16 protein-coding genes are annotated in these 23,011 nt (G+C 64.5%); 10 read left to right on the top strand and 6 right to left on the bottom strand.

The genetic code is table 11. The features are described 5' to 3' along the window. Positions 1 to 1,023, bottom strand: coding sequence for a glycosyltransferase family 2 protein (locus tag PQR08_RS05550; protein WP_250485170.1), 1,023 nt, complete (start codon positions 1,021 to 1,023; stop codon positions 1 to 3). Positions 1,024 to 1,456: 433 nt separating this feature from the next. Between PQR08_RS05550 and PQR08_RS05545 the strand changes: the two genes are divergently transcribed. Continuing rightward, a complete protein-coding gene (locus tag PQR08_RS05545) occupies positions 1,457 to 2,605 on the top strand; it encodes a porin (protein WP_250485169.1) in 1,149 nt (382 codons plus the stop codon). Here the strand turns inward: PQR08_RS05545 and PQR08_RS05540 are convergent. Next, the gene (locus tag PQR08_RS05540; RefSeq protein ID WP_250485168.1) at positions 2,602 to 3,579 is read right to left on the bottom strand and encodes a GlxA family transcriptional regulator; all 978 of its coding nucleotides are present in this window, start codon (positions 3,577 to 3,579) and stop codon (positions 2,602 to 2,604) included. The two genes, PQR08_RS05545 and PQR08_RS05540, sit on opposite strands and share 4 nt — an antisense overlap. 119 nt (positions 3,580 to 3,698) lie before the next feature. Continuing rightward, complete coding sequence (locus PQR08_RS05535; protein WP_250485167.1) at positions 3,699 to 6,767, bottom strand: acetoacetate--CoA ligase; 3,069 nt, start codon at positions 6,765 to 6,767, stop codon at positions 3,699 to 3,701. Between the two features lie 480 nt (positions 6,768 to 7,247). Between PQR08_RS05535 and PQR08_RS05530 the strand changes: the two genes are divergently transcribed. From PQR08_RS05530 to PQR08_RS05515, 4 genes are all read left to right on the top strand, one after another. Next, on the top strand, positions 7,248 to 8,198 hold the full coding sequence (locus PQR08_RS05530; RefSeq protein ID WP_408161090.1) for a choline ABC transporter substrate-binding protein: 951 nt from the start codon (positions 7,248 to 7,250) through the stop codon (positions 8,196 to 8,198). A 701-nt stretch (positions 8,199 to 8,899) separates the two neighbouring features. Next, the gene (gene cdhC / locus PQR08_RS05525) at positions 8,900 to 9,829 is read left to right on the top strand and encodes a 3-dehydrocarnitine:acetyl-CoA trimethylamine transferase CdhC (RefSeq protein ID WP_250484250.1); all 930 of its coding nucleotides are present in this window, start codon (positions 8,900 to 8,902) and stop codon (positions 9,827 to 9,829) included. 29 nt (positions 9,830 to 9,858) lie between these two features. Beyond that, a complete protein-coding gene (locus PQR08_RS05520; RefSeq protein ID WP_250484251.1) occupies positions 9,859 to 10,806 on the top strand; it encodes an L-carnitine dehydrogenase in 948 nt (315 codons plus the stop codon). Between the two features lie 10 nt (positions 10,807 to 10,816). Further along, on the top strand, positions 10,817 to 11,299 hold the full coding sequence (locus PQR08_RS05515; RefSeq protein WP_238295551.1) for a thioesterase family protein: 483 nt from the start codon (positions 10,817 to 10,819) through the stop codon (positions 11,297 to 11,299). On the opposite strand, the gene PQR08_RS05510 is transcribed toward PQR08_RS05515, so the two are convergent. After that, complete coding sequence (locus tag PQR08_RS05510; protein ID WP_250484252.1) at positions 11,239 to 13,482, bottom strand: heavy metal translocating P-type ATPase; 2,244 nt, start codon at positions 13,480 to 13,482, stop codon at positions 11,239 to 11,241. The genes PQR08_RS05515 and PQR08_RS05510 overlap by 61 nt on opposite strands. Positions 13,483 to 13,872: 390 nt before the next feature. On the opposite strand from PQR08_RS05510, the gene PQR08_RS05505 reads away from it, so the two are divergent. The 3 genes from PQR08_RS05505 to PQR08_RS05495 all read left to right on the top strand — a co-directional run bounded on the left by PQR08_RS05505 (position 13,873) and on the right by PQR08_RS05495 (position 19,775). Beyond that, positions 13,873 to 15,336 carry a DUF1254 domain-containing protein gene (locus tag PQR08_RS05505; protein ID WP_250484253.1) on the top strand — a complete coding sequence of 488 codons (1,464 nt, stop codon included), beginning with the start codon at positions 13,873 to 13,875 and terminating at the stop codon, positions 15,334 to 15,336. Positions 15,337 to 15,518: 182 nt separating this feature from the next. Next, a complete protein-coding gene (locus PQR08_RS05500; protein ID WP_250484254.1) occupies positions 15,519 to 19,244 on the top strand; it encodes a DUF748 domain-containing protein in 3,726 nt (1,241 codons plus the stop codon). A 51-nt stretch (positions 19,245 to 19,295) separates the two neighbouring features. Next, on the top strand, positions 19,296 to 19,775 hold the full coding sequence (locus tag PQR08_RS05495) for a DUF29 domain-containing protein (protein ID WP_250484255.1): 480 nt from the start codon (positions 19,296 to 19,298) through the stop codon (positions 19,773 to 19,775). A gap of 36 nt (positions 19,776 to 19,811) precedes the next feature. Here PQR08_RS05495 and PQR08_RS05490 read toward each other — a convergent pair whose 3' ends face one another. After that, the gene (locus tag PQR08_RS05490) at positions 19,812 to 21,380 is read right to left on the bottom strand and encodes a DHA2 family efflux MFS transporter permease subunit (RefSeq protein ID WP_238214554.1); all 1,569 of its coding nucleotides are present in this window, start codon (positions 21,378 to 21,380) and stop codon (positions 19,812 to 19,814) included. Positions 21,381 to 21,561: 181 nt separating this feature from the next. Between PQR08_RS05490 and PQR08_RS05485 the strand changes: the two genes are divergently transcribed. Beyond that, a complete protein-coding gene (locus PQR08_RS05485) occupies positions 21,562 to 21,849 on the top strand; it encodes an AbrB/MazE/SpoVT family DNA-binding domain-containing protein (RefSeq protein WP_250484256.1) in 288 nt (95 codons plus the stop codon). Beyond that, positions 21,846 to 22,184: a type II toxin-antitoxin system PemK/MazF family toxin gene (locus tag PQR08_RS05480; RefSeq protein ID WP_250484257.1), complete on the top strand. Its 339-nt coding sequence runs from the start codon at positions 21,846 to 21,848 to the stop codon at positions 22,182 to 22,184. The genes PQR08_RS05485 and PQR08_RS05480 overlap by 4 nt, the downstream gene beginning before the upstream one ends. 41 nt (positions 22,185 to 22,225) lie before the next feature. Here PQR08_RS05480 and PQR08_RS05475 read toward each other — a convergent pair whose 3' ends face one another. After that, positions 22,226 to 23,008, bottom strand: coding sequence for an ABC transporter substrate-binding protein (locus tag PQR08_RS05475; protein WP_035506999.1), 783 nt, complete (start codon positions 23,006 to 23,008; stop codon positions 22,226 to 22,228). Between the last annotated feature and the right edge of the window lie 3 nt (positions 23,009 to 23,011).

Genomic DNA, 23,011 nt, shown 5'->3' with positions numbered 1-23,011 from the left:
CTAGATGTCGAAACGGTCGAACGCCGCGCTGGTCGCGGGGGAAACGAAGTGGCGGATCAACCGCACGTGCGACGCGTCGACGAGGTTGTTGTCGCGATAGATGTCGGCCATTTTGCCCAGGCGATCGATGAGCATTGCGTGGACCACGGACGTGTCCTGCCCGAAGTCGCGAGGCTTCGCGACCATGAGCTTGTCGATTGCACGCACGATGGTGCAGAAGGCGTCGGTGGAGCCCGGATAGACCTCGAGCAACGGGATGATGATGTTTTCGACATCGCGCGCATCGAGGTCGGGATACCAGAGCGACACGAGCCGACGCCGGGCCGTTTGAAGCCAAGGCCCTGCTATCTCCGTCCGGCTGTTGGTGAAGCTGCCGCGATGGGACCGGTGCTCGGTGAGAACCTGGTCGACATTGGCGAGCTCGCCGCCGGCCGCCATGATCGAAGTGAGATAGTCCAGGTCTTCGGAGCTGGGGGCGCCCTCATCGAAACGGATGCCATGTTCCCGAACGAAGGCGCGCCGCACCATGAGCGTGCCCCCGCTGATGGTGTTCAGACCGTCGAGGAGGCACGCCTTGATGTTGCTGTCCTCCAAAAAGCAATGCGCGATGCCGTCCGGGACATCGCCGAATATGCGGACGTGCGACCCTGCCGCCGCGAGACGCTCGTTTTCCCTGAAGGCAGCGACCTGAGTGGCCAGCCTGTGCGGGAGCGCTCTGTCGTCCGAATCCAGGCGAGCGATGAAGTGGCCGCGAGCCGCGTCGAAGCCGGCGTTCGACGCGGTGCTGATGCCCTGGTTCCGGTCGAAGCGGATGAGGCGAATGCGCGGGTCGTCGCCGGCGGCCTGACGTGCAGCGGACAAGGTTTGATCGGCGGAGCCGTCGTCCACGACGATGAGTTCCCAGTCTTCGAGAGTCTGATGCTGGATCGAGGCGATTGCTTCGCCGATGAAGGCTTCCGAATTGAACGCGGGAATGACGACGGTGACGAGAGGTGAAGACGGCGAGGCGGTTTTATGCGTCATGGTGCTTGCGAGGACAGACAGGTCTACGAACGAAATAAAGATGAGGATTGTCGGCTTTCGGCGGAATCGATTGCTGAAGCGACACGAACGAGATGCAGCTTTTTTACAGATTCGGAAGTATGGAAGCCGCGCCCCGTCACGCATATCGGGCATGTCCGAAATCGAAGTAGTTCTATCGACGCGAAACCTTGCATCGCATTGGTCGCAACTGGACAGATTTGCGTCGCAACGGGTCGAGCCGCGACATATATGGGGCCTTATTTTTAACAACGTCGACGCAAGCGTGTTTCTTCGCGTGCGATAGCGGCTCGAAGGCAGTCTTCCGCAGTTTCCGGCAACGTCAGCATGGCGCATTGTCCTCTCGCCGCGTGCGCGAGGCAGGGCATCGCTTTTTCCAACGCAATATCGATCAAGACGAGCAAAGGACCAGCACATGAGAAAAGGACATGCCGCGAAGATTGCAGGCCTCGCGTTCGCAGCGGGCACGGCGAGCGCGCCGATGGCCGCGCATGCACAAAGCAGCGTGACGCTCTATGGCATTCTCGATGCGGGCGTCACCTGGGTGAGCAACACCGGCGGCTCGCACGTCGTCAAGTTCGACGACGGCATCTCCTACGGCAACCGCATCGGCTTTCGCGGCACGGAGGATCTGGGCGGCGGCTTGCAGGCGGTCTTCGTGCTGGAGTCGGGCTTTCATCTCGGCAATGGCCAGCTCGGATTCGGCGGCGCCGAGTTCGGCCGGCAGGCGTATGTGGGCCTGAAGAACCATTGGGGCACGGTGTCGCTCGGCAACCAGCTCGACATGACCGAGGAGTTCGTCTATCTCTACAACATCTCGGCGTGGGCGAGCGGCTACGCGATTCACCAGGGCGACTTCGACCGCATGAACGGCGACCGCCTGCCGAACTCGATCAAGTTCCTGTCGAACGACTTCGGCGGCTTCACGTTCGGCGGCATGTATTCGTTCGGCAATCAGGCGGGCAACTTCCATCGCAACAGCGCGTGGAGCGTGGGCGCGCACTATGCGACGAACACCTTCAATGTCGGCGCGGCGTACACCCAGCTCAACAATCCGAACGGCATCTATGCGTTCGATCCCTACGCGATGATCGGCGCGCGCACCTTCCTCGGCCAGCCGACCGTCTCCGTCGATCCGACGACGGGCGCGGTCACCGATCTCTACAGCGCGAATCCATTCCCCGTCGATAAACAAGGCGCGTTCGCGGTGGGCGCGGCGTGGACCATCGGCAACCTGATGCTGTCGGGCAACTTCACGTACACGACCATCAAGGGTCTCGGTCAGACCTCGCACATGCAGGTGTATGAAGGCGGCGCGTCATACAGCTTCATGCCCGACCTGAGTCTCTACGGCGGCTATCAGCACACGCGCTTCGAAGGCAATCACTGGAATCAGGGCTCGCTCGGGCTGCACTATCTGCTCTCGAAGCGCACCGACCTCTACGTGTCCGGCGACTATCTGCGCGCGTCCGGTCCGATCGATGCGGTGATCGGCTACAGCTTCACGCCGTCGTCGTCGAACACGCAGGCCGATGTGCGTGTCGGCATGCGGCACTCGTTCTAGGCCGCGGCTAGCCGCGCGGGCAGGACGGCGCGCAATGCGCTGCGGTCCTGCCTCGGGCTCGTGTGAAAGCGCGCGCGATACGTGCGCGAAAAGTGCGACGGCGATTCGAAGCCGCACGCGACGCAGACGGCGAGAATCGACATGTCGGTCTGCTGAAGCAGTTCGCGCGCACGCGTGAGGCGCAGGCCGAGATAGAAATGCGTCGGCGTGTCTTTCAATGACGAACAGAAGAGCCGTTCGAGCTGACGCCGCGTGACGCCGATGGATTCGGCGAGCGCATCGGGCGACAGCGGCTCTTCCATATGCTGCTCCATTAGCTCGATCACCTGGATCAGCTTGCGGTTGTGGATGCCGTAGCGCGCGGCGATCTGCAGACGCTGGTGATCCGAGCGCTGCCTGATGCGCCCCAGCACGAACTGCTCCGACACTTTCGCGGCGAGGCTCGCGCCGTGCTCGCGTGCAATTACGTCGAGCATCAGATCGATCGAGGCCGTGCCGCCCGCGCACGTGATCCGCCGCGTGTCGATTTCAAAGAGCTCCTGACTCGTCTCGATGGCCGGATAGCGTTCGCTGAACGCCGCCGCCGCTTCCCAATGCAGCGTCGCGCGCTTGCCCGCGAGCAGGCCCGCTTCGGCGAGGATGAAGCTGCCGGTGTCGATGCCGCCGAGCGTCGCGCCCGCGCGGTCGAGCCGCTTCAGCCAGTCGCCGATCGCGCGCGTGTAGCCCGAGAGCGGCTCGAATCCCGACACGACGAACACGGTGCGCGCGTCGCTGACCTTGTCGAACGCGCATTCGGCATTGAGCGTGATGCCGTTGCTCGCGGCGACGGGCCCGCCGTCGACGGTGAGGATATGCCAGCGATACAGGTCGCCCGCGAAGCGATTGGCGACTCGCAGCGGCTCGATCGCGGACATGAATCCGATCGACGAGAACTCGGGCAGCAGAAGGAAATGGAAGTCGTTGGGAGCGGACATCGGATCGATCGATAAGGCCAGGTCGATGAGCAAGCCGTCCACATTAACAAGCGCAAAAAGCGCGCGCAATCCGGCGCGCCCCGTAGGGCGGCCGGATTGCATACTGACATCGAAGCGGGTCAGGCGCTCGAGAGCGCGTTCGTGAGCGTCCGCGCGACGTTGGCGAGTTGCGGTTCGACGACGAGATCGGTGTGCCTGCCATCGATTTGCATGACCTGCAGGCCGTGCTTCGCGACGCGTTGCCAGACCGGCAGCGGATCGCTGCGCGAGTTGTCGAGCAGGCTCGCGCGCACGTAGACGATCGGACCGCCTTCGTAGCGGCGCGGCTTGTAGGTCGACATCGCGACGCGCATCGATTCGCGCACGCGCTGGAGCACGGGCGGCAGGCCGGCCGCTTCGGGCGCGGGCTTGTGCGCCTGCTTGCCCATGCGCATACGCATGCGGTCGGTGATCACCGCCGCCTTGCCGCGCATGTAGCCGAGACGCTCGCCGGCTTCGAGCGCGCGCAATTCGCGCAGCCGGTCCACGACCACGGCCGCCTGATAGCGCGTCCACTGCGAGAAGGGCAGGCAGCGCGTATGAACGTACGTGTCGAGGAGACAAAGCATCTCGATCTTCTCGCCCGCCGCGACGAGCTGCTGCGCGATCTCGAACGCAACCAGGCCGCCGAACGAATAGCCGACGAGCGCATACGGCCCGCTCGGCTGCACTTCACGCATGCGCAGCACGTAGCCGCGCGCCATCGCCTCGACGCTGTGCTGCGGGGCTTCATCGCCGTCGAGGCCGAGCGCCTGAAGGCCGTAGACGGGCCGTTCGTTTTGCAGCATGCCCGCGAGCGTCAGGCACTCCATCACCGAACCGGTGATGCTGTGCAGCATGAAGAGCGGCCGGCCGCTGCCCGCGCGCATCTGCACGAGGGTCGAGTCTCCCGCGCGCGTGTCCGGATCGGCGGCGAGAACGGAAGCGAGACGCGCGATGGTCGGCGCGACGATCATCGTCGAAAGCGGCAGCGTGCGGCCGGTCGCGCGCTGCACGTCGGCGAGCATGCGCGCGGCGAGCAGCGAATGGCCGCCCAGTTCGAAGAAATTGTCGTCGCGGCCGATCGGCGAGAAGCTGAAATGCTGCTCCCAGAGCGCGCACAGATAGGCTTCGATCGCTTCGGCCGATTCGCCCGGCGCGGGCAGATCGCGCTTCATGCGCGTGAGCGACGGATGCTCGCGAATCTGATCGAGACACTCCGGATTGGCCAGCGACGACACGTTGCGCGCGGGCAGGCCGTTGACCGCATCGCGCGCGGCGGCTTCCGAAGGCTTGTTGTTGTGCGTGACGGGGAGGCCATCGACCTTCACGATCACGTCGGGCACGAGCGCGGCGGAGCCCTGGCGCGTGAGTTCGCGGCGCACGCGCGCGGCGAGCGCCGCATTCAGTTGCTCGCCCGGCCGCAACACGAGCAGAAGCACGATGCGCTGGCCTGCATCGCCCGCGTTGGCGCCGGTCTGGGCGACGACCATCGCGTGACGGATCTCGTGAATCTCGCTCAGGATGCGATAGATCTCGCCCGGGCTCACGTTGATGCCGCGCACGTTGAGCACGCCGTCGCTGCGGCCATGCAGGCGCGCGGAGCCTTCCGGCGAGAACTCGATCACGTCGCCGTGCGTCCACACGCCTTCGTTGGCGGCGAAATACGCCTTGTGAAAGCGCGAGCCGTCGTCGTCGCCGAAGAAACCGAGCGGCCGCGACGGAAACGGATTCGTGCAGACGAGCTCGCCCGGCATGATCGTGCTCGCGCCCTGATCGAACGCCTGCACGTCGAGGCCGAGGCTCTTGCACTGCGCTTCGCCCGCATAGACGGGCAGATTCGGATTGCCGAGCACGAAGCAGCCGATGATGTCCGTGCCGCCCGAAATCGATTGCAACTGCAACTCCTTCACGTGGTCGTAGACCCACTGGAACTGCGAGTCGTAGAGCACGGCGCCGGTCGACATCATGCCGCGCAGCGCGGACAGATCGAACTGCGCGGCGGGCTCGATGCCCGCATCCTCGCTCATCTTCAGATAGGCGGGACTCGTGCCGAAGACGGTCGCGCGCTCGCGGGCGACGAGGCGCCAGAGCGTGTCGACGGCGGCGACGGGACCGTCGTAGGTAACGATCTCGACGCCCGACGCGAGCACCGACATCTGCCAGTTCCACATCATCCACGAGCAGCTCGTGTGGAAGAAGAGCTTGTCGCCGGGACCGAAGTCGCTGTGCAGGCGATGCTCCTTCACGTGTTCGAGCAGCGTGCCGCCCGCGCCGTGCACGATGCATTTGGGCTTGCCCGTCGTGCCCGACGAAAACATGATGAAGAGCGGATGATTGAACGGGAAGCGCTGCCATGCGAAACGCATCGCGTCGCCGCTCACGATCAGCGCGTTCAAATCGTGATGACGCTGCGTTACCGTGCTCGGCAGTTCCGTGTCGTCGAGGCAGACGATGTCCGTGAGCGTCGGAAGCTGCGCGGCCACCGCGGCGACGTGCCCCGAGAGCGAGCCGCCCGTGTCGAACGGACGCTGCATCGTGTGTGCGAACATCATCGTCGGGTCGAGCGGCGCGAAGCGATCGAGTATCGCCTGCACGCCGTTTTCCGGCGCGGCCGTCGAGAGCGTTGCGCCGAGCGCGGTCACGGCGAGCGCGGCGGTGATCGCTTCGCAGTCGTTGCGCATGATCGCGACCACGCGGTCGCCGGGCTTGAGGCCGAGTTCGGAGAGCGCCTGCGCGAGGCGCACGACGCGCTCGCGCAACTCGCCGCGCGTGTACGTGACGCGGCGGCCATCGGCGAAGCACGATGTGATGGCGGGGGCGTCATCGGGCGCAATGCGTTTGCCGAGCAGATTTTCTGCGTAATTCAGTTCGACGTTGGGGAAAAACCGTGCGGTTTCGCATTGATTGCCGATGCAGACCGGTTCATCCGATCCCGACCATTCGAGTCCGTGCGCCGATTCGAGAAAGCATTTCCAGAATTGCCAATATTCACGGGCTGAATAGACATGCAATGCCGAATAGTCAGCGAAATGCTGGCCGGTCGCTTTCTGGAAGGCCTCCGTAAAGGCCGTCATGCGCGATGCGGAAATCTGGTCGGCGGAAGGCGAGAACAGCGGTTCGCGTGCGTACAGCCGCGCGCTCTCTCGGATGGCGTCTTGACGGTCCATTTTCCAGGCACCTTTGATTTGGAAGCGTGTAGTAAACAGCTGTGCTCGACGGCGTCGCAGGAAACCTCTCCATTTCCTATGGCCGAGCCATCGCCGAGCCGAGCATAGCCCTTTGCCGGCACATTACCCGGTTAGAAATCCTTGCTATGTGCGACCAACCACAGAGACCGTGGCGTTTCGGAAAAGATTGCCCTTGCACAAGCGGGTCGGACGTGTTTTCCGATGCTGAAGGGCGGGAATGAGCGCGTATTCGCTCCAGACTCATCGTTTCAATGCGCGTTAACACTATGGTGCGCAATCGCCGGATATGAGCAAGCGCGTCGCGCGAAAGAGCATCCACAACGGCAATGTGCGGGGAGGTCGCAAGCGGTCAAGTCACGGTCGCAGGCGGGCGTTCGGGCGCCTTTATGCGGCGGTACTTTTGATGCACGCCGGCACTCGAACCGGCGCATCGATTCAACCCTCAACGGAAGGCTCGTCATGACACAACGCCTGATTTCCACTTTGCTGGTCGCCGCCGCGGGCGCCGCGTTCGCCGTCGCGCCGGTTGCGCACGCGGAGGATGCGAGTTGCCGCACGGTGCGCTTCGTCGATATCGGCTGGACCGACATCACGTCGACGACGGCGCTCGCATCGGTCGTCTTCGAGGGACTCGGCTATGCGCCGCGGACCACGGTGGCATCGGTGCCGATTTCGCTCGCGGGCCTGAAGAGCAAGCAGATCGACGTGTCGCTTGGTTACTGGTGGCCGGTGCAGCAGAAGGCGGTCGAGCCGTTCCTCGATGCGAAGAGCATCGAGAAGCTCGAACCGCCGAATCTGTCGGGCGCGAAGGCGACGCTCGCGGTGCCGTCGTATGCGTATGACGCGGGCATCAAGACGTTTGCGGATATCGCGAAACATCGCGACGAACTGGGCGGGACGATCTACGGCATCGAGCCTGGCAGCAGCGCGAACGCGAAGATACAGAAGATGATCGACACCAACCAGTTCGGACTTGGCGGATTCAAGCTGGTGCAGTCGAGCGAGGCGGGGATGCTGGTGACGGTCGAGCGCGCGATCCGCGAGAAGAAACCGGTTGTGTTTCTTGGCTGGGAGCCGCATCCGATGAACATACAGATGAAGATCAACTATCTCGCCGGCGGCGATGAGGTGTTCGGGCCGAATTATGGCGAGGCGCGGGTCTATACGCTGACGAATACGGACTTCCTGACGCGATGTCCCAATGCGGGGAAGTTCGTTTCCAATCTGCGCTTTACGACCGATCTGGAGAATCGGCTGATGCAGCCTGTCATGAATAAGGAACGGCCTGCTGAAGCGGCCAAGGCTTATCTCAAGAAGAACCCGCAGGTGTTGGATGCGTGGCTTGCAGGCGTGAAGACCGTCGATGGGAAGGATGGGTTGCCGGCGGTTCGGCAGTATTTGGGGCTTTGAAGGTTTTGTTTTCGCCGGATCCCGTGTTCGTGGTGGTCTATTAGCACTGCCCCTCCCCGGGGCGGGGGTTACTTTCTTTGCTGCTGCAAAGAAAGTAACCAAAGAAAGCAGCTCGTTTAAGCCCGCGGTCACACGCAGTTTGGCCATGCTTGCCAGCCCGCGGTGGCCCTCGCCTAAGTGTCGCCCCCAAAGGCCCAATCGGGCTTGGCTCGCGCACGGTCTGACGCACCAAACGTTTTGGCGCGCGGGTTCAGCACGAAAGAGTTTCGGCACAGCGCTACGCGCTGCCGTTGGGTCTGCAAGGGAAACCAACGGGATACATGTGCAGTGCATTGAGATGGAGGCATCAGCAAAGAAGCACATGCAAACCCGATTGACCGGTCGGCCGCGAAGCGGGCTGGAGCTATTTGGTGCTGAACCAGCGCGCTCAAGGTTATGGCTCGTCAGACCGTGTGCGGTCCAAGCCCCGCGAGACCTTCGAGGGCACTCGCTACAGCCGGGCCATTAGGCCAATCGCCTGTGCCGCGGCCGGTGTGAAGTGCTTAGGCTGGGGATAGCTGTTTCTTTGGTTACTTTCTTTGCAGCAGCAAAGAAAGTGACTGCCGCCCCGCACAGGGGCAGAGCTAATAGACCGACACGAAATCAGGATTTCACAAAGAAAGAACAGGAACCCTAACAAAAGTGGAAAAGGAGCAAAAACCGTGAACTACGAAGTGATAGTGACATGCGCGGTAACCGGCGCCGGCGACACGACGGCCAAACACCCCTCAGTCCCGGTAACACCGAAGCAAATCGCCGAGGCAGCAATCGAAGCGGCCCGCGCGGGCGCCACCGTCGCCCACTGCCACGTCCGCGACCCCAAAACCGGCCGAGGCAGCCGCGACCCCGCGCTATACAGGGAAGTAGTAGACCGCATCCGTTCGTCGGACACGGACGTCATCATCAACCTGACGGCAGGCATGGGCGGCGACCTCGAAATCGGCCCGGGCGAAGACCCGATGCGCTTCGGCAAGGGCACGGATCTCGTCGGCGGCCTGACGCGCCTCGCGCATGTCGAAGAGCTGCTGCCCGAAATCTGCACGCTCGACTGCGGCACGCTCAACTTCGGCGACGGCGACTACATCTACGTATCGACGCCCGCGCAATTGCGAGCCGGCGCAAAGCGCATTCAGGAACTCGGCGTGAAGCCCGAACTGGAAATCTTCGACACGGGTCATCTGTGGTTCGCGAACCAGCTACTGAAAGAAGGCCTGCTCGATGACCCGCCGCTCTTTCAACTGTGCATGGGCATTCCGTGGGGCGCGCCGCCCGACACCGGCACGATGAAAGCGATGGTCGATAACCTGCCGCCCGGCGCGCACTGGGCAGGCTTCGGCATCGGCCGCATGCAGATGCCGATGGTCGCGCAGGCGATGCTGCTCGGCGGCCACGTGCGCGTCGGTCTCGAAGACAACCTGTGGCTCGATCGCGGCGTGCACGCGACCAACGGCTCGCTCGTGCAGCGCGCCGTGGAAATCATCGAACGTCTGGGCGCACGCGTGCTCACGCCCGCCGAAGGACGCAGGAAGCTCGGACTTCCCCCGCGCGGCGAACGTCCTCTGGACAAGCGCAGCGCCGAACAATTCGCCTGAATCCAAGAGAACCCAAAGGACACATCGACATGCAAGTGAAGCAATTCGCCGCGCTCGGCGCGGGTGTGATCGGCAGCGGCTGGGTAGCGCGCGCGCTCGGAGCAGGGCTCGACGTCACCGCGTGGGACCCGGCGCCCGGCGCCGAGGCGCAGCTTCGCGCGAACGTCGCGAATGCGTGGCCGGCACTCGAACGCGCCGGCTTGGCCAAGGGCGCGTCGCCGGAGCGGCTGCGTGTCGTATCGACGGTCGAGGAATGCGTGGCCGATGCGGACTTCATCCAGGAAAGCGCGCCCGAGCGCGAGGAACTGAAGCTCGCGCTGCACGAGCGCGTGAGCCGCGCGGCCAAGCCCGATGCGATCATCGCGTCGTCGACGTCCGGGCTCCTGCCGAGCGAGTTCTACGCGCGCGCCGTCAATCCGGAACGGTGCGTGGTCGGCCATCCGTTCAATCCGGTGTATCTGCTGCCGCTCGTCGAAGTGCTCGGCGGCGAAGCGACCTCGGGCGAGGCGATCGATGCGGCGATGAGCTTCTACGCGTCCATCGGCATGCGGCCCTTGCGCGTGCGAAAAGAGGTGCCGGGCTTCATCGCGGATCGCTTGCTCGAAGCGCTCTGGCGCGAAGCGCTGCATCTCGTGAACGACGGCGTCGCGACGACCGGCGAAATCGATGACGCCATCCGCTACGGCGCGGGCATCCGCTGGTCGTTCATGGGCACGTTCCTCACCTACACGCTGGCGGGCGGCGAGGCCGGCATGCGACACTTCATGCAGCAGTTCGGCCCCGCGCTCGAATTGCCGTGGACGAAGCTCGTCGCACCGCAGCTGACCGACGAGCTCATCGACCGCGTGGTGGACGGCACGTCGCGGCAGACGAACGGGCGCGGCATCAAGGAACTGGAGCGTTATCGCGACGACTGCATCGCGAGCGTGATCGAGGCGATTGCGGCTGCGAAAGCGCGTCACGGCATCGAAGACTAGAGGAACCACGATGATCTATCGCGACACGGTCAAGCCCGAATGGGTCGACTACAACGGCCATCTGCGCGACGCGTTCTACATGCTGATCTACAGCCTCGCGACCGATGCGTTCATGGACCGCATCGGTCTCGACGACGCGGGCCGCACCGCGAGGCAGCGCACGCTGTACACGCTCGAAGCGCACATCAGCTATCTGCGCGAGATCAAGGAAGGCGCGGCGGTGCGCGTGGAAGCGCGGGTCGTCGCGCATGACAGGAAGCGCGTCCATCTCTATATGGAGATGTTCGAGGGCGATGCCGCCGAGCCGGTGTCGGCGTGCGAGCAGATGATGATGCACATCGATTCGAGCGGCGCGCCGAAATCCGCATCGTTCGATGAAGACATCGCCGCGCGCATCGCCGCCGAGCCGGCCGTCGCGCTGAAGGACGCGCGTTACGCCGGCCGCGTGATCGGTTTGCCGGCGCGCGCTTCGTCGGCCACCGCGCCGGCCTGAGCGCGCCACGTTCTCAGCAACAGCGCGTTGGTCACCACGCTCACGCTGGAGAACGCCATCGCCGCGCCCGCGAACATCGGATCGAGCAAGCCGAATGCCGCGAGCGGAATGCCGATCAGGTTGTAGACGAACGCCCAGAAGAGGTTCTGCTGAATCTTGCGATAGGTGCGCCGCGAGATGTCGATCGCATCGGCGACGAGCGCCGGATCGCCGCGCATCAGCGTGAGGCCGGCCGCTTCAATCGCCACATCGGTGCCGCTCGCCATCGCGATGCCGATGTCGGCGGCGGCGAGCGCGGGCGCGTCGTTGATGCCGTCGCCGGCCATCGCCACGATGCCCTTGCCCGACGCCTTCAGTTGCGCGACGACGCGCGCCTTGTCCTCGGGCAGCGTTTGCGCGAACACGAGATCCGATGGAATGCCCAGCGCGCGCGCGACGCTGTGCGCGCTGCCTTCGTTGTCGCCGGTGACGAGCGCGCTTTGCACGCCCATGCGCGCCAGGCGTTCGATCGCGGCGCGCGCGGTCGGCTTGATCGTGTCGCCGAACGCCATCAATGCGAGCACGCCGCCATCGAGGTCGATGAGCCAGGAAATCGTGTTGCCCTGCGCTTCGAGTTCGCGCGCGCGTTCGGCGAGCGTCGGCGGAACGTCGAGCTTCAGTTCCGCGACCCAACGCGCGCTGCCGATCGCGATGCGCCGCGCCCCGACATTCGCCTCCACGCCGCGCCCGGCGACCGCGCGCGCCGCGCTCGCATCGAAACGCGGCGCGTCGTTAGCGGCGGCGACGACAGCCTTCGCCAGCGGATGCTCGCTCATGCGCTGCACGGCGGCGGCGAGCCCGAGCGCTTCGGTCCTATCCTGCCCGGGCGCAGCATCGAACGCGACGAGACTCGGGCGGCCGGCGGTCAGCGTGCCCGTCTTGTCGAACGCGACGATGCGGATCGCATGCGCCTGTTCGAGCGCCTGCGCGTCCTTGATGAGAATGCCCTGGCGCGCCGCGACGCCGGTGCCGGCCATGATCGCGGTCGGCGTCGCGAGGCCGAGCGCGCACGGGCACGCGATCACGAGCACCGCGACCGCGTCGAGCAGCGCCGTTTCCGCGCTCGCGCCGTGCAGCAGCCAGCCGGCGAGCGTGACGAGCGCGATCGCCAGAATCGCCGGCACGAAGACCGCCGACACGCGATCGACGAGCCGCTGGATCGGCGCCTTCTCCGCTTGCGCGGATTCGACGAGCCGGATGATGCGCGCAAGCGTCGTTTCCGCGCCGATCGCCGTGGTTTCGATCGCAATCACACCTTCGCCGTTGATCGAGCCGCCGGTCGCGCGTGCGCCCGGTTCCTTCGCGACGGGAAGGCTTTCGCCCGTGATCAGCGATTCGTCGATATGCGTGCGGCCCTCGCGCACGATGCCGTCGACCGGCACACGCTCGCCCGGCCGCACGATGGCGATGTCGCCGACGCGCACATCGGCGAGCGCGACTTCCCGTTCGCGCGCCGGGTCGTCGCGGTCGCGCACGCGCGCCTTGTCGGGACGCAGCGCATTGAGCGCGCGGATCGCGTCGGTGGTCTGCCGCTTCGCGCGCGCCTCCAGCCACTTGCCGAAGCGCACCAGCGTGATGACCACCGCCGACGCCTCGAAGAACAGATGCTCGGTCATGCCGCCGTGCGCGAACATCTGATAGACGGACAAGCCCCAGGCCGCCGACGTGCCGAGCGCGACGAGCAGATCCATGTTGCCCGCGAACGCGCGCACCGCGCGATAGCCGCCGATATAGAAACGCGCGCCGAAGCCGAACTGCACGACGCTCGCGAGCGCGAGTTGCAGCCACGGGTTCAGCGCGAGGCCGAACATCGGCGCGAGCAGCGGCACGGTGAGCACGGCTGCGGCGAAGACCGCGGCGAGCTCGCGATCGAATGCGGGCGGCGCAGCGGCGGCGGGTGCGGCTTCGGGCAAAATCGGCGCCGCTTCGTAGCCGGCTTTCGCGACGGCGGCGACGAGCTGATCGTCGGTCACGGCGCCGTTCGCGTGCACGGTCGCCTTCTCGGTGGCGAGATTGACCGCCACGCTTTCGACGCCCGGCACGCGCCTGAGCACTTTCTCGACGCGCGCGACGCACGACGCGCACGTCATGCCGCTGACGGCCAATTCCGCGGTTCTCGGTTTCTCGGATGTTGCTGTGGACATGGTGAAACGCTCCGGTCTGGCTGGGATCGCGAAGATCCCTCACGAGACGAGTATCGACCTTCCAATGATTGGAAGGTCAAGGGCGGAATGAACGGCGTTGTGCGATCGTGGAACACATCGGAAATAATCGTATTCGAAGGACGAAACGCGCGTCATTCAGTGCTTTTAGGCAGCATCTAGTGCATTCTTCGATTTGCCGGAGCGCTTTTATACGCTTCGTCTTGCCTATAGTCAGCGGATAAGTTAAAACCCGAATTTCGAGATAATGCTCGCGGCGCGCCGCGCGGGGATTCGAAGCGGCGTCGAGCCGTTCGCGAGCGTGCCGTGAATCGATCCCGGATCGAGTCGCGCGAGAACCCAAATCGAAAGAAGAACCGGATTTCCATTCGAATGAAGAACAACCGACGCTGGACTTTTCCGCTCAACCCCGCGATCTGGATGAGCGTGAGTCTCGCCGGCATGGCGGTCCTGGCTGGCTGCGCGACCAGGCAGCCGGAGGTGAAACCGACCACCACGGGCTGGGTGAAGAATCAGGTCGCCGACTCCTATACGTTCGGCTTTCCGCTCGTCGCCTCCGATATCGCCCGCGAACGTGCGAGCGGCCGCGCCGGTCAGCCCGGCCAGACGCCGCTCAACACGTTCCGTCATGCGAGCGCGTTGCCGTCCGCCGGCGCGGCTGGCTGGCCGAGCGTCGACACGCTCGAATCGACCGCCTGGCTCGATGTCTCCGCCGATCCGGTGATCGTCTCGCTGCCCGCCGCGCCGCGCGGCCGCTATCTGGATGCCCGCGCATTCGATGCGTGGACCAACGCGCTCTACTCCAGCGCCGACACGACGCCGTATCCGAAGATGCAGCTGATCGCGTTCGTGCCCGCGGGCTGGACCGGCACGCTGCCTGCCAACGCGACGCGCGTCGAGACGCGCACGCGTTACGTGTGGCTCTCGGTGCGCGTGCGCGTGAACGGTCCGCGCGATGTGCCCGAGGCGCGCAAGCTGCAGACGGCGATGCGCATCGACACGCAGACGCCCGCGAAAGGTTCGGCGGCCGATCCGACGCCGGCGGTGGCGGGCGCGTGGCCCGCGAACGGCGCGCGGCAGCCTGCGGTGCCGCCGCTGCCGTCCGCGCTGGCGACGGTCGCGCCGGGCGCGCAGGCCGAGGCGCTCGACGCGAATGCGTTCTTCGCGCGCCTTGCCCGCTCGCTCGACGACAACCCCGCCGCCACCGACGATGCCCACGCGATGAGCCAGCTCGCCGATCTCGGCGTGAAGCCTGGCGAGCCGGTGCAGTTCAAGAAGACCGATGCGCCGCTGCTCGATTCCGGCCTCGCCGATGCGCGCGAGCGGCTCGCGACGGTGCCGCCGAACGCGATCACGAAGAACGGCTGGACCTGGTTCGGCGATGGCGTCGGCATCTACGGCACGGACTACACGCTGCGCGCGTATCTCGCACGCCGTCAGACCGCGACGAGCACGAAGGAAGGCGAAGTGAAGCCGGTGACGCGCGTGGACAGCGAGGGCCATGCGCTCAATGGCGCGAACGCGTACACGCTGCACTTCACGCCCGACCAGTTGCCGCCGGTGCGCGGCTTCTGGACGATCACCGCCTATACGAAGGACGGCGCGCTCGCGGACGAAAAGCTGCCGCGCCTCTCGCTCTCCGATCGCGACCGGCTGAAGAAGAATCGCGATGGCTCCATCGACGTGATCGTGTCGGCGAAGTCGCCGGGACGCGCACGCGACGCGAACTGGCTGCCCGCGCCCGATGGCGAGTTCCAGCTCGCGATGCGTCTCTATGCGCCGAGGCCGCAAGCGAGCGATGGCTCGTGGGCGCCGCCGCGCGTCGAGCGCCGGTGAGTCAGCCGCGCGAAAGCAACGGGACCGAAACATAAAGGCCGCGATTTTTTCGCGGCCTTTATCTTTTGATGCACGGATCGGCGAACGTTTGCGGGCCGCCTCGTCGTATACTCGAACATCATCTTTCCGGGACGGCGAAGCTCGGGCGGTGCTCACACGGGCAGCTCGTCGCCGCGCATCGAATGTCAAGCATCACCAAGTCTTCTCTTGCTTCCGCCGGCCAAACCCTGCGCGGCGTCGTGCACGCGCGGCGCACGCGGCGCATTTTCATCGGCTTGCTGATCGCGCTACTCGTGATCGGCGCGCTCGGCTTCTTCGTCGCGCCGCCGGTCATCCGGCATATCGCCGAGCAGCAACTCGCGAAGCAGCTCGATCGCCCGGTCAGCATCCGGCGCATTTCGCTCAATCCCTACACGCTCGATTTCGAAGCCGATGGCGTGCATATCGGCGAAGCGCCCGCGAATCTCGCGAAGACGCCGGGCGCGTCGCCCGATTTCGTCGATGTGTCGCGGCTCGTCGTGCGCACCTCGTGGGCGTCGGTGTTGAAGCTCGCGCCGGTCGTCAACGAACTGAAAATCGATTCGCCGCGCATCAATGTCGTGCGCTTCGACGGCGAGCATTTCAATTTCTCCGATCTGATCGCGAAATTCTCGAAGCCTTCGTCGCCGCCTTCGGACAAGCCCGCGCGCTTCTCGGTGTCGAACATCCGGCTCGAAAACGGCCAGATCACATTCGATGACAGGCTGCTGAAGGCGAAGCACGTGATCGACCGCTTCGCGCTCGGCATTCCGTTCATCGCGACCTTGCCCTCCGCCACCGATATCTTCGTGACGCCGCTGTTACAGGCGCGCATCGACGGTTCGCCGCTGGTCGTGAAAGGGCGCACCAAGCCGTTCTCGGAGTCGCGCGAATCGGAGATCGCGCTCACGCTCGATGGCCTCGACGTGCCGCAGATGGCGTCTTACGCGCCGGCCTCGGTGCCGGTCGCCGTGAAGAGCGGCAAGCTTTCGACGGACCTGAACGTGAACTTCGCGATCTCGGGCGATACCCCGACGATCCGCATCGAAGGCACCGCCGATCTCGCCGATCTCGCCGTCACCGACAAATCGAACGCGCCGCTCGTCGCGGCCCGCGCGCTGCATGTGAAGATCGCGAACGCGGAGCCGTTGCGCGATATCTATCGCCTCGACGAAGTGACGCTGAGCAATCCCGACGTGCATCTCGCGCGCGATTCGTCGGGGCAGTTGAATGTGCAGAAACTGGCCGGTCCCGCGCCGAAGGCATCCGCGGAAGCGGCGCGCACGGAAGCGCAAAAAGAAGCGCAGAAGGAAGCGCAGAAGGAAGCGCCGCCGCTCGATCTGACGATCCGTCATCTCGCGATCGACGGCGGCAAGATCGCGCTCGACGACCAGTTGCTGAAGGAACACGTGCAAGGCGCGCTGACCGGCCTCGCCGTGACGCTCGACGATTTCTCGACGCTCGCGAAGACGCCCGCGAAATACACGCTCAAGACCGCGTTCGACCACGGCGGGGCGCTCGATGCATCGGGCAAGGTGACGCTCGCCGCGAAGACGGCGGACGCGAAGCTCGCGCTGAACGCGTTCGCGCTGCCGCCGCTGCAGCCATATCTCGCGAACGTGCTGGCCGCGCGGGTGACGAGCGGGACGCTCGGCGCGAACCTGCCGGTGTCGGTCGATTGGGGCAAGCCGGATGGCGGCGTGCAGGTCGGCGCGGGCGATGTGAAGCTCGACGCGCTCACGCTCGTGCCCAATGCGGGCGGCGGCGCGCCGATCAAGCTCGCGTCGGCGGTGGCGAAGATCGCTAAGGTCGACGTATCCGCGCGCAACGCCGCGCTCGACAGCGTGCAACTGAGCGGGCTAGCGCTCGATGCGACGCGCCGCAAGGACGGCACCATCGATCTCGCCGCGCTCGCGGGGCCGCACGAGGCCGCGCCCGAGCAGACGGCGACGCACAAGATCCAGAAGGCGCAGGCGGCCGGTCCGGCGTGGCACTATCGCATCGGCGAAATCTCGCTCGCCGATACATCCGCCAATATCACCGACGAAACCACGCCGCAGCCGGTCAAGCTGCGCGTCGCGCCGCTCGCGGTGAACGTGAAGCAGTTCAGCGACGATCTGACGAAACCGCTCGCTGTCGATGGCAAGCTCACGCTGAACGGAAAGGGCGCGCTCGCGATCGGCGGCAATGTCACGGTCACGCCGCTCAAGCTCGCGCTGCATGTGAAGGGTGATCAGGTCGATGCTTCCGCGTTCGAGCCGTATTTCGGCGACAAGCTCAACATCGAAGTGGCGAGCGCGTATCTGAGCGCGAACGGCGATGTCGCGATGTCCGGCAGCGGCAAGACGCTCGCGGCGTCGTACAAGGGCGATGTGTCGCTGTCGGACGTGCGCATGCTCGACAAGGCGACGTCCGATCGTTTCGCGGGCTGGAAGCTGCTCGGCCTGACCAACGTGAAGGTGAACTACAGCGAGCGCGGCACCGATGTCGACGCGGCGCGCGTGACCTTCGCGAAGTTCTACGGCCGCGTGCTGCTCGACGCGCAGGGCAAGCTGAACCTGAAGAGCGTGGTGGCGGGCGAGGGCGGACCGCAATCGGTGACGCGTGGCAGCACGAAGGAGCAGGGCGCGTCCGCGCCGGCGGCGGCGAGCGCAGCCACAACGGTGCCGGTGAAAACCACGCCGAATTCCGGGCCGCCGGTCAATATGCGCTTCGGCCAGCTGGTGCTGCAGGACGGCCGCGTGACCTACACCGACAACTTCATCAAGCCGAACTACACGGCGAATCTCGTCGCGATCAACGGCACGATCGGCGCGTTCGGCACGCATTCGACGACGCCCGCGCCCGTCGATGTCTCCGCGAAACTGGCGGCGAACGGACCGGTCTCGATCAAGGGGCAAATCAATCCGCTGATCGACAAGCCCGCGCTGGATCTGACGGCGAGCGCGCACGGCGTTGAACTGACGAACCTCACGCCGTATTCGTCGAAGTACGCGGGCTATCCGATCACGAAGGGCAAGCTCAACGTCGATCTGCATTACATGCTGGCCGACAACAAGCTCACGGCGAACAACCACTTGTTCATCGATCAGTTGACGTTCGGCGATCACATCGACAATCCGACGGCGACCAAGCTGCCGGTGCGGCTCGCGGTGTCGCTGTTGAAGAACTCGCGCGGCGAGATCGACGTGAACATTCCGATTTCGGGATCGCTGGACAATCCGGAGTTTTCGATCGGCGGGCTCGTGTGGCAGGCGATCGTGAATCTCGTGCAGAAGGCGGTGACCGCGCCGTTCACGCTGCTCGCGCACGCGTTCGGCGGCGGCAGCGGCGAGGATCTGAACTACATCGAGTTCGACGCGGGTTCGGCCACGTTGAACGACGCCGCGCAGAAGAAGCTCGATACGATTGCGAAGGCGCTGATGGACAAGCCGTCGGTGCGGGTGGATGTGACGGGCCGCGTCGATCCGAAGACGGACGAGCCGGCGTTGCGCGCCGCGTGGCTCGACAACCAGGTCAAGCGTGCGAAGGTGCGCGACATGTCGGGCAACGGCGAGAACGTGGACTGGAACGCGATCAAGATATCCGATGCCGACTACGACAAGTATCTGACGAAGGTGTACAAGTCGGCGGATTTCAAGAAGCCGACCAACTTCATCGGCATGACGAAGTCCGTGCCCGATGGCGACATGAAGGCGGCGCTGACGAAGAACGCGCCGGTGGACGAGGGCGCGTTGCGCGATCTGGCGCAGCGTCGCGCGCAGGCGGTGCAAGAGTATTTCGACGGGAAGATCGACAGCCAGCGGATATTCGTCGTCGCGCCGAAGATGTCGGCGGACGATATCAAGGACAAAGGCGCGGGTTCGCGCGTGGAACTCGGGTTGAAGTGAGCGGCGTTAGCCGTCTGGACGATCTGGATGAACAAAGGAATGCAAACTAGCATGGGCGATACCGAAAATTCGAATGAAAACGGGAATCAGCCGATGGGAACACCTTATGAGAAGGACGTGGTGGCGTGGGCCTATGAACAGGCCGCGCTGCTGCGTGCAGGGAAGCTTGCGTCCATCGATATCGAGCATATCGCTGAGGAAATCGAGGACGTGGCGAAAATTGAATCACGCGAGTTGCGAAGCAGGCTAGGCGTTCTGCTGGCGCATCTGCTGAAATGGATGTTTCAGCCGGAACGCCGAAGCAGAAGTTGGACGAGCACGATCCGCGTGCAGCGAAGAGAGGCGCTGTTCGTGTTGAAAGAAGCGCCGAGCTTGCGTCGACATTTCGATGACGACCAATGGCTCGATCTGGTCTGGTCGAAAGCGCGCAAGCAGGCCGAAGCGGAGACGGGCATCGACTTCGATACGTTTCCGGAGGTCTGTCCTTGGCCAATGTCATCGGTGCTGGAGGAGGGGTTTTTGCCGGAGTAAAACGCGACGCGCGCGCTGGTCGGGCGCGCGCCATCCTCAATGCGCCCCCGAAGCCGCCCCGCCACCACCCCCCTTCGCCACCTTCGTAATCCAGATCAGCGGAATGATCAGAATGAAGATCACCGCCGAGATCAGAAAGATATCGTTGAGCCCCATCATCGCGGCTTGCGTGTTGACGGTGAAATTGAACATGCCGCGTGCTTGCGCCTCGCTGACATCGAGTGTCGATCGCGATAACCCGAGCGATTGCAGGAACGCCGGATTGTAGACATTCGCCTGCTCGGTGAGCCGCTCGTGATGCAGCGCGATGCGGTTATCCCACTCGTTGCCCGCGAGCGACGTGCCCACCGCGCCGCAAAACACACGCGCGAAATTCGATAGCCCCGCCGCCGCCGGAATCTTCGACGGCGGCAATCCCGACAGCACGATCGCCGTGAGCGGCACGAAGAACATCGCCATCGGGATGCCTTGCAGGAGCGTCGGCAAGACGAGGTGCCACGTGTCGATCTCGATCACGTACTTCGAGCGCAGCCAGAACACGAATGCGAAGCCGACGAACGCCATCGTCGCGATGATGCGCGCGTCGCTGCGCGGCAAGACCTTGCCCATCACCGGCGCGAGGATCACGGCGAAGATGCCGAGCGGCGCTGTGACCAGCCCCGCATCGACGGAGCGATAGTTCAGATACTGCTGCATCCATTGCGGCAGCAGCACGAGATTGCCGAAGAACACGCCGTACGCGACGGAAATCGCCACCGTCCCGCCGAAGAAATTGCGCCCGGCGAAAAGCCGCAGATCGACGACCGGATTCGGGTCCGTCAGCTCCCACACGACAAAGAACGCGAACGCGATAACGGCGACGATCGCCAGTACGACGATCAGCGGCGACGAGAACCAGTCGAGATCGCGTCCCTTGTCGAGCATGATCTGCAGCGACGCGACCCACGAGACGAGCAGCAAAAGACCGATCACGTCGATCGGCGCCTTGCGCGTCGGCGATTCGCGATCGCGGTAGATGAGCCACGTCACGCCCGCCGCGAAGATGCCCACCGGAATGTTGATGTAGAAGATCCACGACCACGAATAGCTGTCGGTGATCCAGCCGCCGAGCGCGGGACCGGCGATCGGGCCGACGGTCGCGGTCATCGCCCAGAGCGAGAGCGCCATCGACGACTTCTCTTTCGGATACGAGCCGAGCAGGATCGCCTGCGACAGCGGAATCAGCGGCCCGGCGACCGCGCCCTGCAACACGCGCGCGAACAGCAGCACCGGCAGATTCGGCGCGAGACCGCACAGCCACGACGACAGCACGAACATCAGAATCGCGCCGACGAACAGATGCACCTGCCCGAGCCGCTGCGTGAGCCAGCCGGTCAGCGGAATGGAGACGGCGTTCGACGCCGCGAACACGGTGATGACCCACGTGCCCTCGTTGACGGACACGCCGAGATTGCCGGAGATCGTCGGGATCGCGACATTGGCGATCGACGAATCCAGCACGTTCATGAAGGTGGCGAGCGCCACCGCGAAGGTGGCGAGGACAAGCTTGCCGCCCTGGAGCGGCGGAGGCGGTGCTGGCGCAGTGGACGTCGGCGGTGTGCTCATGCAGCTCGTGATCGATGGGTTCGAGACGCCAGTGTGCCTGCGTTGCAAAAAGGCTGCTTATCCGAATGGCCGATGCCCGGCAAATGGATCGATCCGAAACAGGTATCGACGTGTTGACACATTATGGATCCTACGAATAGCATCTCTGTATCTACACGTATCTACGTCGCTTGAGGACATCATGCCAAAGCAGATCCTAAAACGTTGGGGCAATAGTCTTGCGGTGCGCATTCCTGCCAACATTGCCAGCGAACTTTCATTGGAGGAGGGACAGGAAGTGCATGTGGACGTTGAGGATGGACACGTTTCGGTGCGGCCGCATCGGGCGATCCGGCGTTTTTCGCGCGAACGGCTGATTCAGCAATTTCGCGAGGGCACGCTCGAGCGGCACGAGGAGATCGACTTCGGCGATCCCGTCGGCGACGAGTGGGGCGGTCCGGGAGACCCGACGCGCGAGGGTCTCGAATGAAAGATGGAATTCCAGATGCGGGCGACGTGGTGAGATTGCACGTCGGCCCGGCGAGAGGCCATGAGCAGGATGGCTATCGCGCGGTGCTCGTGATCTCCGATATCGTGATGAACGACATCACAGGCCGCTTCACGGGGCTGCCGATCACGTCGACGATTCGCGGCTGGGAAACCGAAGTGCCCATCGCGAGCCTCAAGCGCCCGGGCGTCGCGCTCGTCGATCAGCTTCGCAGTTGGAGCCATCTCCACAGGGAACTCGCGTTCCGTGGCGAGACGGTTACCGAAGAAGAACTCGATGCGGCGAAATACGCAATTCGCGCCTTTCTGCAGCTATGAATGCAGGCGCGCGACGAATACGCCGACGCGCGCCCGCCGCTTCACTTCGTCGAAATATCGATATTCCCCAGATACTTCTTCGCGTACTTGTCGATCGTCCCGTCCGCCTTGACCTTTTCGATCGCCGCGTTGAGTTTCGTCTTCAGCGCATCGTCGCCCTTGCGCACGCCGTAAGCGATGCCGCTGCCGAGAATCTTGTCGTCGCGAACCGGCGCGCCGACGAACGCAAAGCCTTCGCCATCCGGCTTCGACAGGAACCCGCTCTGTCCCGCCGGCGCGAGCACGAGCGTCCCGTCGAGACGGCCGGACTTCAGATCCGCATACACCTGATTCTGGTCCTGATACGGCACGACCTTCACGCCTTCGTTCTCCCAGTGCGCCTTCGCGAACGTCTCCTGAATCGAGCCTTGCAACACGCCCACGCTCTTGCCCTTCAGCGATGCCGACGTCGGTTCCAGGCCGCTGCCCTTCTTCGCGATCAGTTGCGTCGGCACGCGATACACGACCGTCGTGAAATCGATCGCCTGGCGACGTTGCTCGGTCGCGTTCATCGCGGAGTTGATCGCGTCGAACTTGCGGCCCTGCAGCGCGGGAATCAGGCCGTCGAACGACGTCTCGACCCACTTGCACTGCATCTTCGCGGCGGCGCAGACCGCGTTGCCGACGTCGATGTCGAGCCCTTGCAACTCGCCCGTCGACGATTTCGATTCGAACGGCGGATATTGCGCTTCCAGTCCGAAGCGCAGCGTATCGGCGGCGAGCGCTGCACCGCTCGCGAACGTGCATGCGAAGAACAAGGCGCTGGCGATGTGTTTGAGTTTCATCGT

The sequence above is a fragment of the Caballeronia jiangsuensis genome, from assembly GCF_046030135.1.
In the GTDB taxonomy this organism is placed as follows: domain Bacteria; phylum Pseudomonadota; class Gammaproteobacteria; order Burkholderiales; family Burkholderiaceae; genus Caballeronia; species Caballeronia jiangsuensis.
The sequence above is the reverse complement of the archived record's forward strand: the minus strand, read 5'-3'. Positions and strand labels throughout refer to the sequence as shown.